The sequence below is a fragment of the Brevibacterium sp. CSND-B09 genome (assembly GCF_052906525.1).
Genome location: NZ_JBREGI010000001.1, coordinates 751,063 through 765,911 on the forward strand (window position 1 = coordinate 751,063; position 14,849 = coordinate 765,911).

The 14,849-nt window shown below is 63.8% G+C and carries 14 protein-coding genes; 7 read left to right on the forward strand and 7 right to left on the reverse strand.

The annotated features are described in order from the left end of the window. Positions 1–81: 81 nt before the first annotated feature. The 4 genes from ACU4IU_RS03695 to ACU4IU_RS03710 form a co-directional block, all read right to left on the reverse strand. Positions 82–624, reverse strand: coding sequence for a hypothetical protein (locus ACU4IU_RS03695; RefSeq protein ID WP_446655894.1), 543 nt, complete (start codon positions 622–624; stop codon positions 82–84). Between the two features lie 50 nt (positions 625–674). Then, positions 675–995 (reverse strand): putative quinol monooxygenase, encoded by a 321-nt coding sequence (locus tag ACU4IU_RS03700; RefSeq protein ID WP_139468636.1) that lies wholly within the window; start codon positions 993–995, stop codon positions 675–677. Positions 996–1,070: 75 nt separating this feature from the next. Then, the gene (locus ACU4IU_RS03705; RefSeq protein WP_139468637.1) at positions 1,071–1,673 is read right to left on the reverse strand and encodes a class I SAM-dependent methyltransferase; all 603 of its coding nucleotides are present in this window, start codon (positions 1,671–1,673) and stop codon (positions 1,071–1,073) included. A gap of 22 nt (positions 1,674–1,695) precedes the next feature. Beyond that, positions 1,696–2,571: a LysR family transcriptional regulator gene (locus tag ACU4IU_RS03710; protein ID WP_139468638.1), complete on the reverse strand. Its 876-nt coding sequence runs from the start codon at positions 2,569–2,571 to the stop codon at positions 1,696–1,698. A gap of 178 nt (positions 2,572–2,749) precedes the next feature. Here ACU4IU_RS03710 and ACU4IU_RS03715 point away from each other — a divergent pair, with 178 nt between their 5' ends. From ACU4IU_RS03715 to ACU4IU_RS03740, 6 genes are all read left to right on the forward strand, one after another. After that, a complete protein-coding gene (locus ACU4IU_RS03715; RefSeq protein WP_446655895.1) occupies positions 2,750–3,970 on the forward strand; it encodes an NAD(P)/FAD-dependent oxidoreductase in 1,221 nt (406 codons plus the stop codon). A gap of 102 nt (positions 3,971–4,072) precedes the next feature. Then, entirely contained in the window at positions 4,073–5,608 is a 1,536-nt protein-coding gene (amaB, locus tag ACU4IU_RS03720) for an L-piperidine-6-carboxylate dehydrogenase (RefSeq protein ID WP_446655896.1), read from the forward strand. A gap of 195 nt (positions 5,609–5,803) precedes the next feature. Further along, positions 5,804–6,028 (forward strand): PLD nuclease N-terminal domain-containing protein, encoded by a 225-nt coding sequence (locus ACU4IU_RS03725; RefSeq protein WP_172173788.1) that lies wholly within the window; start codon positions 5,804–5,806, stop codon positions 6,026–6,028. A gap of 725 nt (positions 6,029–6,753) precedes the next feature. Further along, on the forward strand, positions 6,754–7,521 hold the full coding sequence (gene map / locus ACU4IU_RS03730) for a type I methionyl aminopeptidase (protein WP_139468641.1): 768 nt from the start codon (positions 6,754–6,756) through the stop codon (positions 7,519–7,521). Positions 7,522–7,692: 171 nt separating this feature from the next. Continuing rightward, the gene (gene radA, locus ACU4IU_RS03735) at positions 7,693–9,060 is read left to right on the forward strand and encodes a DNA repair protein RadA (protein ID WP_446655897.1); all 1,368 of its coding nucleotides are present in this window, start codon (positions 7,693–7,695) and stop codon (positions 9,058–9,060) included. A gap of 43 nt (positions 9,061–9,103) precedes the next feature. Then, the gene (locus ACU4IU_RS03740) at positions 9,104–9,496 is read left to right on the forward strand and encodes a VOC family protein (protein ID WP_139468643.1); all 393 of its coding nucleotides are present in this window, start codon (positions 9,104–9,106) and stop codon (positions 9,494–9,496) included. A gap of 4 nt (positions 9,497–9,500) precedes the next feature. Here the strand turns inward: ACU4IU_RS03740 and ACU4IU_RS03745 are convergent, their stop codons facing one another. After that, complete coding sequence (locus ACU4IU_RS03745; protein ID WP_248283963.1) at positions 9,501–10,304, reverse strand: hypothetical protein; 804 nt, start codon at positions 10,302–10,304, stop codon at positions 9,501–9,503. A gap of 36 nt (positions 10,305–10,340) precedes the next feature. Between ACU4IU_RS03745 and ACU4IU_RS03750 the strand changes: the two genes are divergently transcribed. Further along, positions 10,341–11,372, forward strand: coding sequence for an A/G-specific adenine glycosylase (locus ACU4IU_RS03750; RefSeq protein WP_139468644.1), 1,032 nt, complete (start codon positions 10,341–10,343; stop codon positions 11,370–11,372). 124 nt (positions 11,373–11,496) lie between these two features. On the opposite strand, the gene ACU4IU_RS03755 is transcribed toward ACU4IU_RS03750, so the two are convergent. Then, positions 11,497–12,081, reverse strand: a complete 585-nt coding sequence (locus ACU4IU_RS03755; protein WP_446655898.1) for an amino-acid N-acetyltransferase — start codon at positions 12,079–12,081, stop codon at positions 11,497–11,499. A gap of 106 nt (positions 12,082–12,187) precedes the next feature. After that, positions 12,188–14,728 carry an ATP-dependent Clp protease ATP-binding subunit gene (locus tag ACU4IU_RS03760; RefSeq protein WP_139468746.1) on the reverse strand — a complete coding sequence of 847 codons (2,541 nt, stop codon included), beginning with the start codon at positions 14,726–14,728 and terminating at the stop codon, positions 12,188–12,190. Positions 14,729–14,849 lie beyond the last annotated feature (121 nt).

Sequence of the window (14,849 nt, forward strand, 5' to 3'; positions counted from 1 at the left end):
GGGTGTCTCGGAGCTGCCGTGCTCACAAGAGGTCGGAGCTGTTCCACCGGCGGTCGATCAAAACTGCCGGACGGTCAGAGCTCAGAGCTGCTTGAGGAAGTCCTTGCCGAAGGCCCGCCATTCCTCGAGGGCTTCGGGGCTGGGAAGCTTTGACGTGGTGAGGACGAAGAGGGTTTTGTCTTCGCTCTTCGTCTCGGCTGCGGCTTCGACCTTGATGCCGCCGTCGAGGTTCGCTCTCCAGAAGGAGCGTTTCGCCGTCTCCGAGGTGCGGGGATCACCGTCGAGGGCTACCTCGTTGAGGGTGTCGCCGACGAGGGACGCGAATTTTTCGATGAGTGCGGAACGATCGCCGGGAATGGTGCGGGAGACGGCGACGTCGAAAGTGCCGTCGGCGCGCTGGCCGGGGACTCGGCGTCCGATCTCCTGCTCGTAGGCGACGACGGCGCCCTGGACCCACCAGCCGTGGTTGTCGACTCTGCCGTCGAACTGGGGATAGAGAGCGTCGGCGAGCTCTTTGTGACTCGCCGACGCTCCCCCGGCCGCCTCCAAGCGAGCACGGGTGGCGGCCCATGGTTCGCCGAGGGCCTTTTCGATCGATGCGATGTTCTGCGCTTTGGTCGCCATGGCAGAAGTCTATGTGCTCGATCGACCGGTGTTGAAGGCCTGGTAGGCGATCAGTCGATCTTCAGTTCGCCCATTTCGTCCCAGCCTTCACCGTCGATCTTGCGGGAGATGATCTTCGGGGTCGACACCAGGTGCGGGCGCATGGCTTCGAGGCCGGCGGCGAAGTGATCGCTGGTGACGTGCGGTTCTGCGCCTTCATCGGTGAATGCCTCGACGAGAACGAACTCGTTCGGGTTCTCCAGACTCTTCGACCATTCGAAGAAGAGATTGCCGGGTTCGGCGCGGGTCGCCTCGGTGAAGGCCCGAACGGCTTCGGGGAACTTCTCGACACTGTGGGGTTTCACGTCATATTTCACGACGATGAAGATCATGATCATTCTCCTTCAGTTGATCAGCAGTATGGGTCGATCCCAGCCTAATTCTGCCGCCCTTGCGAATCGACCGGCTCACAGCCTTTCGGCGATGAGGACGAGGAAGTCGCTGTCAGCTTCGAAGGGGCGGAGTTCCCAGGTGGAGAACTTCTGGTCGACGAACATCCCCGTGGCCTTGACGTCCTCGATGAAATCGTCGAAATCATACCCGCGTCCGGCACCGAAGCCGGACACGAACCGGCCGCCGTGTTTGAGCGTCGATTTGATATTGCCCAAGGTCTGCCGGCGCGAGGCGGGATCGAGGAAGGACAGGACGTTTCCGGCGCAGAAGGCCACATCGATCTCGGTGATCCCGGCGCCGGCGAAATCGAAGTCGGCGAGGTCGCCGGTGTGCCATTCACCGCTGGGGAAGTCCTCCTCGGCGACGGAGATGAGGAATTCGTCGAGATCCACGCCGAAGACGGTGTGCCCTTCGTCGATGAGCAGTCCGCCGGCCCGGCCGGTTCCGCAGCCGGCATCGAGGATGCGCGATCCCCGCGGAGCCATGGCGTTGACGAACCTGGCCTCACCGCCGATGTCATGCCCGGCGGCCGCAAGATCTCGCCACCGCTGCGCGTAGTTCGCCGAATGGTCGGGGTTGGCCCTGCGTACCTTATTCCACTGATGGTCGAAGCTCATGTCCTCATCCTAGGTCGGAATCTCAGGCGAAGACTTCGGTGACCACCTTAGCGACCGCCCGGACCGGATCGCTGGGGTCCGGGGAAGTCAGCACGATGATCTCGCGTCCGCCCGCCTCGACGACGGGGTGGAGGTCGACGTCGGACCCACCCAACGACATCATGATCGGCGTCGCCAGGGTCAGGCCGAGCCCGGTTCCGGCGAGCGCCAGCGCGACCGCGGTGTCCGTGACGATATGGGTCTCCTTCGCATTGATTCCCAGCGCCGAGGTGGCCAACCGCATCGCGCGGCCGAAGAGCTCCTCGGCCGGCGGTAGGATCCAGTCGGCCTCGGCCAGATCGTCATCGCTCGGCCGGGACGTCCCCGCGGGGACGACGATGCCGAAGTCTTCCTCGGCCACAGCTTCCCAACTCAGCCCGCGCATCGGCGGCAGCGGCGCGGCCGGGTAGTTGATCCCGATCCCCAGGTCGATGATCCCGTCGATGACGGCGGCCGACATGGTCTCGACATTGATCTCCCGCGCCCGGACTTCGATATGCGGATGGCGCTCGGCCAGCGCCCGCACCACCTTCGGCAGCGCCGTCGTCGATGCCGATCCGAAGACGCCGAGGGTGACGATGGCCTCGCTGCGGAAGTCCCGGCCGAGCATCGCCATCTCCGCCTGCTGCTGAGCGGCGAGGATGTTCCGCGCCCTGGGCAGCAGGGTGCGCCCGGCTTCGGCGAGGACGAGCCCACGGCCGCGCCGTCGGAACAGGTCGGAATCGACGACTCTGCGCAGGGCTGAGATGTGCTGGGACACGGCCCCGACGCTGTAGCCGAGGTGGTCGGCCGCCCGCGTCATCGATCCGAGTTCGGCCACAGCGACGAATGTGCGCAGCTGTCCGAGCGTCCATGTCATGGCAGCGCTCTCCTGTCTTTAGGTTTCTTGAACACAATGTTCACAAACTCTCCCTTGTTCTTAAGTGTGATGGCAACCACAATGAAGTCAAGACACAAACGCCGACATCGCCGTCGGCACTCTCCGTTTCCGGGGCGACCAACGACGGTCGCCCCGGCAGCAGACAGCGAGGTGAACCGTGGAATCCCCCACCGCATCAGCCACCACCCCTCACACCGACGGGGTCCCCGACACGTCCAGAGCCCTGCCCGCCGAAGCCTCCGTCGTCATCATCGGCGCCGGCGTCATGGGAGCGGCCATCGCCTACCACCTGGCCGAACGCGGAGTCCGCGACATCGTCATCGTCGAACGCAACACCCCCGGAGCCGGATCGACGTCGAAGGCCGCTGGAGGTGTGCGCTGCCAATTCTCCGACGAGGTCAACATCGCATTGGCCGCCCGCGGGCTCGAAGTGCTGCGGAACTTCGAAACCGATTTCGGCGTCGACATCGACCTGGTCAGCAACGGCTATCTGTTCCTCCTCGACAACGATGACGACGTGCGCGCGTTCACCGACAACGTGGCCCTGCAACAGCGGATGGGGCTGGATTCGCGGATGCTCACCATCGCCGAGGTGGCCGAGCTGGCCCCGTTCGTCAACACCGAAGGGCTGATCGCCGGGGCGTTCAATCCCGGCGACGGTCACTGCACCCCCGAGGCCGTCGTCGCAGGCTTCGTCACCGCCGCCCGCGAGCGCGGGGTCACGGTGGTCAAGAACTGCGAGGTCACCGGATTCGACACCGACGGCGGAACGGATCGCATGGCCACCTCGGTGATCACGAATCAGGGCACGATCAGCTGCGAACAGGTCGTCGTCGCGGCGGGAGCCTGGTCCGGCCCCATCGGGGACATGGCCGGGGTCGACCTGCCCGTGAAGCCGCTGCGGCGGGAGATCATGGTCTCCGAGCCCGTCGATTTCGACACCTCGCAGATGCCCTTCACGATAGATTTCTCCACCAGCTACTACGTCCACCCGGAAGGAACCGGGCTGCTGTTCGGCTGCCCCGATGAGGTCGATGACTGGTCCTTCAACGACAAACGCGACCCGAACTGGCTGGCCACCCTGGCCGAGCACATCGAAGCCCGCACCCCGGAACTCGGCGAAGTCGAGGCCAAACACGGGTGGGCGGGACTGTATGAGATGACGCCCGACCACAATGCCCTCATCGGCGAGGCCGAGGAGAGGCCGGGATTCTTCTACGCCTGCGGGTTCTCCGGTCACGGCTTCCTCATGGGCCCGGCCGTCGGAGAGGTCGTCGCCGACCTCATGACCGGCCGCATCCCCTTCGTCGACGTGGCTCCCATGGACAAACGACGCTTCGCCACCACCGGACTGCGCAAGGAGCTCAACGTGATCTGAGGCCTCGCACACCCGCCCCTCATCTCCCACCTCCCCGCAACGACTGAACTCCACCGACCGGCCAAGCGACCGATCGACACAGCAGACGACGAAAGGACAGCAATGACTGCACTGCCCACCGATCAGACCATCACCGACCTCCTCACCTCAGGATTGAGCGCCTGCGGAGTAGACGCATCCGCTCTCAAGGGATCGGCCGCCTCGGCGAGCCTTCCGGCCCGCTCCCCCATCACGGGACAGGGCCTCGGCACGATCGCCGCGGACACCGTGCAGACAGCGGCGGACAAGATCGCCGCAGCCCAGACCGCGTTCGAGACCTGGCGGGACGTGCCCGCTCCCGTCCGCGGTCAGCTGGTGCAGCGGTGGGGACAGCTGCTCGGCGAGCACAAGGAGGATCTGGCCAAGATCATCACTGTCGAAGCCGGCAAAACCCCTTCCGAGGCGGCCGGCGAAGTCCAGGAGATGATCGACATCTGCGAGTTCGCACTCGGTCAGTCCCGGCAGCTGTGGGGCAAGACCATGCCCAGCGAACGGCCGGGTCACCGGCTCATGGAGACGTGGCATCCCCTCGGCGTCGTCGGGGTCATCTCCGCATTCAACTTCCCCGTGGCCGTGTATTCCTGGAACACCGCCCTGGCCCTGGTCGCCGGTGACGCGGTCGTGTGGAAGCCCTCAGAGAACGCCGTGCTCGCCGCCCTCGGGGCACAGTCGCTGCTGACCCGGGCCGCCGCCGAGGTGGGGGCACCGGAGAACCTCGCACCCGTCCTCGTCGGTGGCCGGGACATCGGAGATGTGATGGTCCGGGATGAACGCGTGGCCTTGGTCTCGGCGACGGGATCGGTGCGGATGGGTCGCGAGGTCGGACCCGTCGTGGCCGAGCGCTTCGGCAAGGTCCTGCTCGAGCTCGGCGGCAACAACGCGGCGATCGTCGCCCCGAGCGCCGATATCGATCTGGCGCTGCGCGGAGTGGTCTTCGCGGCCGCCGGAACGGCCGGCCAGCGGTGCACGACGCTGCGGCGGCTCATCGTGCACGAGTCCATCGCCGACGAGTTCGTCGACAAGGTCGTCGCCGCATACAAGACGCTGAGCATCGGATCGCCGACCGATGACGGAGTGCTCGTGGGACCGCTCATCAATTCGGGTTCGTTCGATGCGATGCAGGCGGCCCTCAAACAGGCAGAGGCAGAGGGCGGCGAGATCCTCTGCGGTGGTGGCCGGGTGCTCGCCGATGAACGTCCGGATGCTCACTATGTCGAACCCGCCGTCGTGCGGATGCCCAGTCAGAGCGCAGTGGTCAAAGAGGAGACGTTCGCCCCGATCCTCTACGTCGTCACATATTCGGATCTCGATGAGGCACTCGAGATCCACAACGGAGTGCCGCAAGGTCTGTCCTCGGCAATCTTCACAGCCGAACTCGCCGAATCCGAGAAGTTCCTGTCCCGCTCCGACTGCGGAATCGCCAACGTCAACATCGGCACCTCCGGTGCGGAGATCGGCGGTGCTTTCGGCGGTGAGAAGGAGACCGGCGGCGGACGCGAGTCGGGTTCGGATTCGTGGAAGGCCTATATGCGCCCGGCCACGAACACGATCAACTACTCCGGAGAGCTGCCGCTGGCGCAGGGAGTCGAGTTCCTCTGAGAGAGCTGAGTCCTCTGGGGCGAAGTGAGGTCCTCGACCGGTGGGCCGGTGGGCTGATCGAAGCGCAGACCGGCCCACCGACGACCCTTCACGTCGTTCAAGTGCCAGCGCGGATATCACGTGGTACACGACGCGATATCCGCGCTGGCCCCTGAACGAGCGACTTTCGTACAAAAACCAAGGTAGATTGATGCCATGAGCAAAAATCCGCTACTGCCCGCCGCCTATGACGTGATCTGGTCCGGAGTCGTCCTAGTGCTCGTCGTCCTGCTCATCTGGGCAATGGTGAGCATCGCCCGATCAGGACTCGACCCTCGGGTGAGACTCGTCTGGGCGATCATCGTCCTGCTGCTGCCCGTCGTCGGACCGATCTGCTGGCTCATTGCACGACCGCAGAAGTCGGACACCAGTCTCAGCTGACGCGCAATCGCGCTCAGGTCACGCGAAACTCGAAAAAGTCGTCGCCAGTGACGACTCTTTCGAGTTTCGCGTTGACTGATCAACTCTCGTGCAGGACTGCGTCCTCAGCGATCTCTGCTCACGCTCTCGTCTGGCTCTGCACTCGAGGATGCAGAATCGTGCTTGCACTGGCTGTCTGCACGCTCCCGTCGCCGGTGGTCTCGGAGAATGAAGGCGAGGCAGAGCAGTGAGCAGGCGGGAAAGACGATGAGCGTGAGAACCCAGGGCCCGCCTGCACGGAGGTCCTCTTCACCCGACAACACCGAAGTTGCCAGAGCGATGCCTGCGCTGTAAGCCATGATGATGTGCCTCATGCTCCGCACCCTACGCACCGGGAAATCAAGACACAAGCATCCTTGCCCGTAGTCGGAACTGCTGCCTGGTTCACGACCCCACCTCCGAGAGGTCCCCTCCCTCTTAACGCCCGCCTTCGCGCATCGATCAAGGGCTCGCTCGAATCACACGACGTAAACGGGGCGATATTCGAGCGAACCCTTGAACGAGCAGGTTTCGGGCAGAAGTCGGCTGTCCGGTAGACCGAACAAAGTGACGCTGAGCTCCGACCGCGACTGTCTGCTTGCCCACAGATCCGGGTGCGGCCGCGACTTCGGCATTGCCGAGGACTAAAATCGAGTCTGGACCAGTGAACGCTGTTGAAACCCTGCACCCCGCCTAAGGAGACCCCTGTGATTGAGCTGAAGACGCCCGCCGAGATCGACAAGATGGCGGTGACCGGCCGTTTCGTCGCGAAGACCTTGGCCGAGCTGACCTCGATCGCAGAACCGGGCATGGACATCATGCACCTGGAGAAGACCGCGCGGAAGCTCATTGAGGATGCCGGAGCGAAGTCCTGCTACTGGGACTATGCCCCCTCCTTCGGCTCCGGCCCCTTCCGCAACGTCATCTGCCTGTCCGTCAATGACGGCGTCCTCCACGGCAAGCCCCACAGCTACGTGATGAAGGACGGCGACGTGCTCACCCTCGACTTCGCCGTATCCATCGACGGCTGGGTCGCCGACGCCGCACGCTCCGTCGTCGTCGGCAACGGCAGCGACGAGGACCAACGACTCATCGACACCACTTGGGCCGGCCTCGAAGCCGGAATCAGCGCCGCCCAAGCAGGCAATCGCCTCGGCGATATCTCGAAGGCCATCGGTGACGTGGCCGATGCCCACCGCATCCCCGTCAACCTCGACTTCGGCGGGCACGGTCTCGGCCACACGATGCACGAGGATCCGCACGTGCCCAACCGCGGAAAGGGAGGTCGCGGCTTGGTCCTCAAACCGGGTCTGACCTTGGCGATCGAACCCTGGTGGTCGTTCACCTCGAAGAAGTTGTCCGTCGACAAGGACGGTTGGACCCTGCGCCTGGCCGACGGTTCGAATGGTGCCCATTCGGAGAACACGATCGCCATCACCGAGGATGGTCCCCGAATCCTCACCACGCTCGACTGACCTGGCTGCCGCACTCTGCCGGCAGGGGCGTCCGACGAACTCATCGTCGGGCGCCCTTCTGCATTCACCGGGCTCCCCCGCTGCAGTGCGCACCGGCCAGCTCTCCTTGTCACTGAGGCCGGACTCTCGAGCAAGGACTCTCGTGTCAGCGGCCCGTGCCAGAATTGCGGTATGTCTTTCACATGCTCGGAATGCGGCTATTCGACAGTCAAATGGTTGGGACGCTGCCCCGAATGCCAGGCCTGGGGCACCCTTGAGGAAAAGGGCGCGAACTCGTCGAAGGTGAAGACGAAAATCAAGAAATCCAATGCGGCGAAGCCGATCAGCGAGATCGACTCGTCGCTCGCGCAGGCGAGATCGACGTTCGTCCCCGAGTTCGATCGGGTGCTCGGCGGTGGCATCGTGCCTGGCGCCGTTGTCCTGCTCTCCGGCGAGCCGGGGGTCGGCAAGTCGACGCTGCTGCTCGACGTCGCCGCGAAGATCGCCATGTTCGGGGTCAAGGTTCTCTATGTCACCGGTGAGGAATCCGCCGGTCAGGTGCGGCTGCGCGCCGAACGGATCAATGCCCTGGCCGACTCGCTGCTCCTCGCCGCCGAGACCGATCTGGGGTCGGTACTGGGAATGATCGAATCCGAACAGCCGGAGCTGCTCGTCGTCGACTCGATCCAAACTTTGGCATCCTCCGAGGTCGAAGGCATCCCCGGCGGAGTCACCCAGGTCCGCGAAGTCGCCTCCGCCCTCATCAGGGAAGCCAAGGCCCGGTCTCTGCCGACTGTGCTCGTCGGCCACATCACGAAGGACGGCACGATCGCCGGTCCTCGCCTTCTCGAGCACCTCGTCGACGTCGTATGCACCTTCGAAGGTGAGAGGCATTCGCGTCTGCGTATGCTGCGCGCGGTGAAGAATCGCTTCGGCCCCACCGACGACGTGGGCTGTTTCGATATGGAGGAGAACGGGATCAAGAGTCTCGAGGACCCGTCGGGACTGTTCCTCTCGCGCAGCGGTGCGAATCCGCCCGGCACTTGCCTAACGGTGACGCAGGAGGGCAAGCGACCGCTGCTCGTCGAAGTCCAATCGCTCATCACAGAATCCGCCGGCGGCCAGTCCCGTCGCTCGGTCTCCGGAGTCGATTCCTCCCGAGTGGCGATGATGCTGGCTGTGCTCAGCCAGAACGTCGCGCAGGCGGACCTCGCCAAGAGCGATGTCTTCACCGCCACCGTCGGCGGAGCGAAGCTCTCCGAGCCGGCCAGCGACCTCGCGATCTGCATGTCCCTGGCCTCGGCGCTGCTCGGCAAGCCGCTGGCTCGCCACCTCGTCGCGATCGGCGAAGTCAGCCTGTCAGGGGAGATCCGCAATGTCCCCAATCTCGGCCAACGCCTCAACGAAGCCAAACGACTGGGCATCACTCATGCCGTCGTCGCCAAGGGAGCCATGACCAATGTGGCGGCACCGGACAAGATGGAGGTCGAGGAGTGCGAACACATCGCCGGGGCGGTCGAACTGATGCTGACGAAGCAGGGTCTTCGGGAGCAGAAGTGAGAAAGTTCGGGACTTTCGCTTGGTTTTGGAGCATCCTGGTGTCATGACCACGACAGTTTTTCCCGCCTTCCGGACCACCGATGCCGCAGCGACGATCGAACTGCTGGTCACGCTCGGGTTCACCGAAAGACTGCTCGTGCGCAATGAGCAGGACCCGGCCCTCGTCGAGCATGCCGAATTCGCGCTCGGTGACAACGGCGGGATCATGTTCGGTTCGGTCCGCAACGACGGATCGGCACTCGATGCAGTGGGCGGAAGCTCGATCTACGTCGTCGTCGACACCGAACGAGAAGTGGACCGACTCTACCAGGAGATCGTCGACCTGGGGCATGCGATCGTGCGACCGGTAGCGACTCAAGACTACGGCGGCCGCGAATTCGACTTCCGCGACCACGACGGGAACTCTTGGGGAGTCGGCTCCTACCGTGGTGCCTGAGGACTCAGTCCTGCGGTTCCTCTGACTGCTTCTCATCCGAGGAGTCCTTCTCGCCGGATTCCTTTTCCGACTTCTTCTCCTCGTCGGCTTTCTTCTTCTCCTCCGCGGCCTTCTTCTCCTTGGCCTTATCGGCGGCGCTCTTCTCGAGCTCGAACGGCGTCGGTTCGCTCTTCTTGTCATCGAGCTTCACGATGAGCTCGTAGTCGCCGGGGGCGAAGTCAGCGTCTTCGCGGTTGCAGTTCTTGTCGACCTTGATCCGGTTCCATTTGAGTTTCGCAGTCTTCTCCGACTGCGGTGCGAACTCCGTGGAAGCTTCGGCATTCTCGTCTTTCGCCGCCGCGCAGTACTCCGACGACCACACGACATCACCGTTCTTTTCGACGATGAATTCCTGCTTATCGGTACCGACCTCGATGAGGCACGTGGCGGTGTGGCCGTTCTCGATGACCATGCCGAATTCGGGTTCTTTCCCATCCTTCACGGATTTCGGATCGACCTTCGCCTTCAGCGAGAGTTTGTCCTCCGGGCACTTTCCGCTCGCTGCCTTCTTATCCGGCACCGGTGCCGCCGTCGTCGATTCGGCCGGGGTAGTCTCCTCGGCTGCAACCTTGTCCGATCCGTCGCTGCGGCCGCCGATGGCTTTGACGATTCCGACGATTCCGAGCACGAGAAGCCCCAGGACGAGGAGGCTGGCCACAGCAAGCGTGATACGGCGTCGGCGGTACACGTGAGCAGGCAGCTTCCCGCTAGACTGGCGAGGCTGCCCGGCAGCTCTGTTCGGCTGCGAACCACGATTGGAAGGAGTCATCGCTTTGAGCCTAGGCCGAAGCGATTGAGCATCCAAATGACACACCGAGCCGGTCCCGAATCGAATCCCTCCGGGTCGACCTCCGCCTTCCCCGAGGTGTCCGAACCTGTGCTCAGACGAGTCCAGGACACCATCATCGCCTGGTTCGAGGACACCGCCCGCGACCTGCCGTGGAGGCACCCGAAGACGAGTGCCTGGGCAATCCTCGTCAGTGAGATCATGTCCCAACAGACCCCTGTCGCCCGAGTCGAACCGCGATGGCGTGCGTGGATGGACAAATGGCCGACACCAGCCGACCTCGCCGCCGCCCCGACCGCCGAAGTCCTCCACTCCTGGGATCGCTTGGGCTATCCGCGCAGAGCGCTGCGACTGCAGGAAGCCGCCGAAGTCATCGCCGCGGACCTGGACAACCGGGTTCCCGAAACGACCGAAGAGCTCGAACGACTGCCGGGCATCGGGTCCTATACCGCCGCCGCGGTTTCCTCCTTCGCTTTCGGCAGAAAGACGACCGTGCTCGACACGAACGTGCGTCGGGTCCTCATCCGCCTCTTCGCGGGCCGGGAACGCCCCACCACCTCACCTGGCCGGAAGGAGACTGCCTGGGCGGCCGCCCTGGTGCCCGAGGACAAGCACGTTGAGTGGAACGCCGGAGTCATGGAGTTCGGGGCCCTCGTCTGCACGGCACGCAATCCCGACTGCCCCGCCTGCCCGCTCCAGGACATCTGCACATGGAACCGATTGGGCAGACCCGCCTCGGCGACGAAACCGAAGACTCAGAAGTGGGCAGGCACCGATCGACAGCTGCGCGGCGCGATCATGGATGTCCTCAAGGCAGCGCACGTCGCCGGGGACGACCGACGCGGTGTCCGGCTCGACGTCTTCACCGCCTCGGTGACCGACTTCGACCCGGTGTTTCTCGACTCACTGGCCGAATCGACGGCCACGGCGGTGGCGCGAGTGCGTGAACTCAGTGCGGACCAGGACAGGATCAATCGGCTCATCTCCGACCTCGTCGACGACGGTCTGGCACAACAGGTCGATGGCCGATTGGCATTGCCGAACAGCTGAATCAGGACCCGAACATGGCAGACGTCGCCACTGGACGGTGCGTGTGCGGCAGTCGCCTACACTGGCCGGTGAGAGCGTGGCCAAGACCGACGCCCGCCGGTGACGGCCAGGATCAGGGTCTGCCTCAGAGGTATTTGATCATCCGTGAGTTGCCCAGGGTATTCGGTTTGACCCTGGCCAGGTCGAGAAACTCTGCGACGCCCTCATCGGTGGAGTGAAGCAGCTCGACGTAGACCTCGGGTGAGACGGGGATGCCCTTGATCGGTTCGAAGCCGAGCGAACCGAAGAATCCGGTCTCGAAGGTCAGGCAGAACACCCGGTCGACTCCGATCTCACGAGCATCGGCGAGCAGCTGCTGGATGATCGCCTTGCCCACTCCCCTGCCCCGATAGTCCGGTGACGTGGCGACCGTGCGCGCCTCGGCGAGATCCGCCCAGATGATGTGCAGGGCGCCGCAGCCGGCGAGGATCTCGGAACCATCGGGCTGCGGGTCGACGACCAGCCAGAACTCCTGCAGCGACTCGAAGTAGGTCACCGTGTCCTTGGCGAGCAGGATCCGCTCACCGGCCAGTGGGGCGACCAGGGCTTCGATGCCTTTGACATCGCCGGTCCTCGCTCGTCGCAGGTACAGACCTCCTGGGAGTTCGTGCTTTGAATGATGGTCCTCGGAGATCAGTCCGTGATCGAAGTCGCCTGCATGTGAGCTCATACCGACATTCAACACCATCGCCGGAGGCGAACACGAAAGAGTCCGGGGAGTCGGCTGCTGCCGACTCCCCGGACTCTTATGCGTTATCCGAGAAGGTGATGAACGATCAGGCCGAGGTCTCCGAGGATCCGCTCGAACCGGACGAACCCAGACCTGCGAGTTCGCCTTCGTCATCCTCAGCGGGCTTCAGGCTCTCGGTCTCGATGCCTTCGAAGGTGAACTCAGCGTCCTTTCCTTCGCCCTTGACGTCGACCTTGATGGTCTGGCCGCGTCCGATCTCCTTGAACAGGATCTTCTCCGACAGAGTGTCCTCGATCTCGAGCTGGATCGTCCGACGCAGCGGACGGGCACCCAGGACGGGATCGTAGCCGCGCTCGGCGAGCAGATCCTTCGCCTTGGCCGTGACGTCGACCTTCATGCCCTGATCGGCCAGGCGGACGTCGAGACGTTCGAGGAAGAGATCGACGATCTTGATGATCTCGACCATGCTCAGCTGCGGGAACACGATCGTGTCATCGACCCGGTTGAGGAACTCGGGACGGAAGTGCTGCTTGAGCTCTTCGTTGACCCGCTGCTTCATCCGGTCGTAGTTGGTCTTCGTGTCACCCTCGACCTGGAATCCGAGCTGGAGTCCGCTCGAGACATCACGCGTACCGAGGTTGGTCGTCATGATGATGATGGTGTTCTTGAAGTCCACCTCACGACCCTGCGAGTCGGTCAGTCGACCATCCTCGAGGATCTGCAGCAGCGAGTTGAAGATGTCCGAGTGGGCCTTCTCCACCTCGTCGAAGAGGACGACCGAGAACGGCTTCCGGCGGACCTTCTCCGTGAGCTGACCGCCCTCTTCGTATCCGACATATCCCGGAGGCGAACCGAACAGTCGCGAAACCGTGTGCTTCTCCGAGTATTCGGACATGTCGAGGCTGATGAGCGAATCCTCATCGCCGAAGAGGAACTCCGAGAGAGCCTTGGCCAGCTCGGTCTTGCCGACGCCGGTGGGGCCCGCGAAGATGAACGAGCCGGAGGGGCGCTTCGGATCCTTCAGCCCGGCGCGGGTACGACGGATCGCCCGCGAGATCGCCTTGACCGCATCGTCCTGACCGATGACGCGCTTGTGCAGCTCGTCTTCCATCCGCAGCAGACGCGAGGACTCTTCCTCGGTGAGCTTGAAGATCGGAATGCCGGTGGCAGAGGCGAGCACTTCGGCGATGAGATCGGCATCGACGACCTTCGAGGTGTCGGTGCCGGACTTGCGCCACGCCTCGGTCTGCTCTTCCTTCTCCTTCTGCAGCTTCATCTCGGAATCGCGCTCCGAGGCTGCCAGTTCGAAGTCCTGAGCATCGATGGCGGCTTCCTTGCGGTGGCGGGCCTCGAGGATCTTCTCCTCCAGGTCACGCACCTCCTGGGGAACCGACAGACGCGAGATGCGCAGCTTGGCACCGGCTTCGTCGATGAGGTCGATCGCCTTGTCCGGCAGGTACCGGTCGTTGATGTAGCGATCGGACATGTTGACAGCGGCTGCCAGGGCTCCGTCGGTGACGGTGACCTTGTGGTGCGCTTCGTACTTGTCACGCAGACCCTTGAGGATCTCGATCGAATGCGCCAGCGACGGTTCGGGAACCTGGATCGGCTGGAACCGGCGCTCGAGAGCGGCATCCTTCTCGATGTGCTTGCGGTACTCGTCCAGCGTGGTCGCACCGATGGTCTGCAGCTCTCCGCGAGCCAGCATGGGCTTGAGGATCGAAGCGGCATCGATCGCACCTTCGGCGGCTCCGGCACCCACCAGGGTGTGGATCTCGTCGATGAAGAGGATGATGTCGCCGCGGGTGCGGATCTCCTTGAGCACCTTCTTCAGACGCTCCTCGAAGTCACCGCGGTAGCGGGAGCCTGCGACCAGCGAACCGAGGTCGAGTGTGTAGAGCTGCTTGTCGGCGAGGATCTCGGGGACATCGCCGTTGACGATGGCCTGTGCGAGTCCTTCGACGACAGCCGTCTTGCCGACACCGGGTTCACCGATGAGCACCGGGTTGTTCTTCGTGCGACGCGAGAGGATCTGCATCACGCGCTGCATCTGCTCGTGCCGGCCGATGACCGGGTCGAGCTTGGCCTCGCGGGCCGCAGCGGTGAGGTTGGTGCCGAACTGGTCGAGCACGAGCGATCCCGAGGGAGTTCCCTCTTCGCGGCCGCCGGCGGACACGGGTTCCTTGCCCTGGTAGCCCGACAGCAGCTTGATGACTTCCTGGCGGACGCGTCCGAGGTCCGCGCCGAGCTTGACGAGCACCTGCGCGGCAACGCCCTCGCCCTCACGGATGAGGCCGAGCAGAATATGCTCGGTGCCGATGTAGCTGTGACCCAGCTGCAGTGCTTCACGGAGGCTGAGCTCGAGGACCTTCTTCGCCCGCGGGGTGAAGGGAATATGGCCGCTCGGAGCCTGCTGTCCCTGACCGATGATCTCCTGGACCTGGTCGCGCACCTGCTCGAGGGAGATGTCCATACCCTCGAGTGCCTTCGCTGCCAGACCTTCACCCTCATGGATGAGGCCGAGCAGAATGTGCTCGGTGCCGATGTAGTTGTGTTTGAGAAGTTTCGCTTCTTCCTGCGCGAGCACCACGACGCGTCGTGCTCGGTCGGTGAACCGCTCGAACATATTCATCCTCCTCGGTCTTCTGATTCTTCTGAGCCTAACCACCACGACCGCGGTTCTATTGCAGGTTTCGCCATCAGCCGAAACCGTTTGGCTGTGGGCGAAATTCTCTAGACTCGAGACC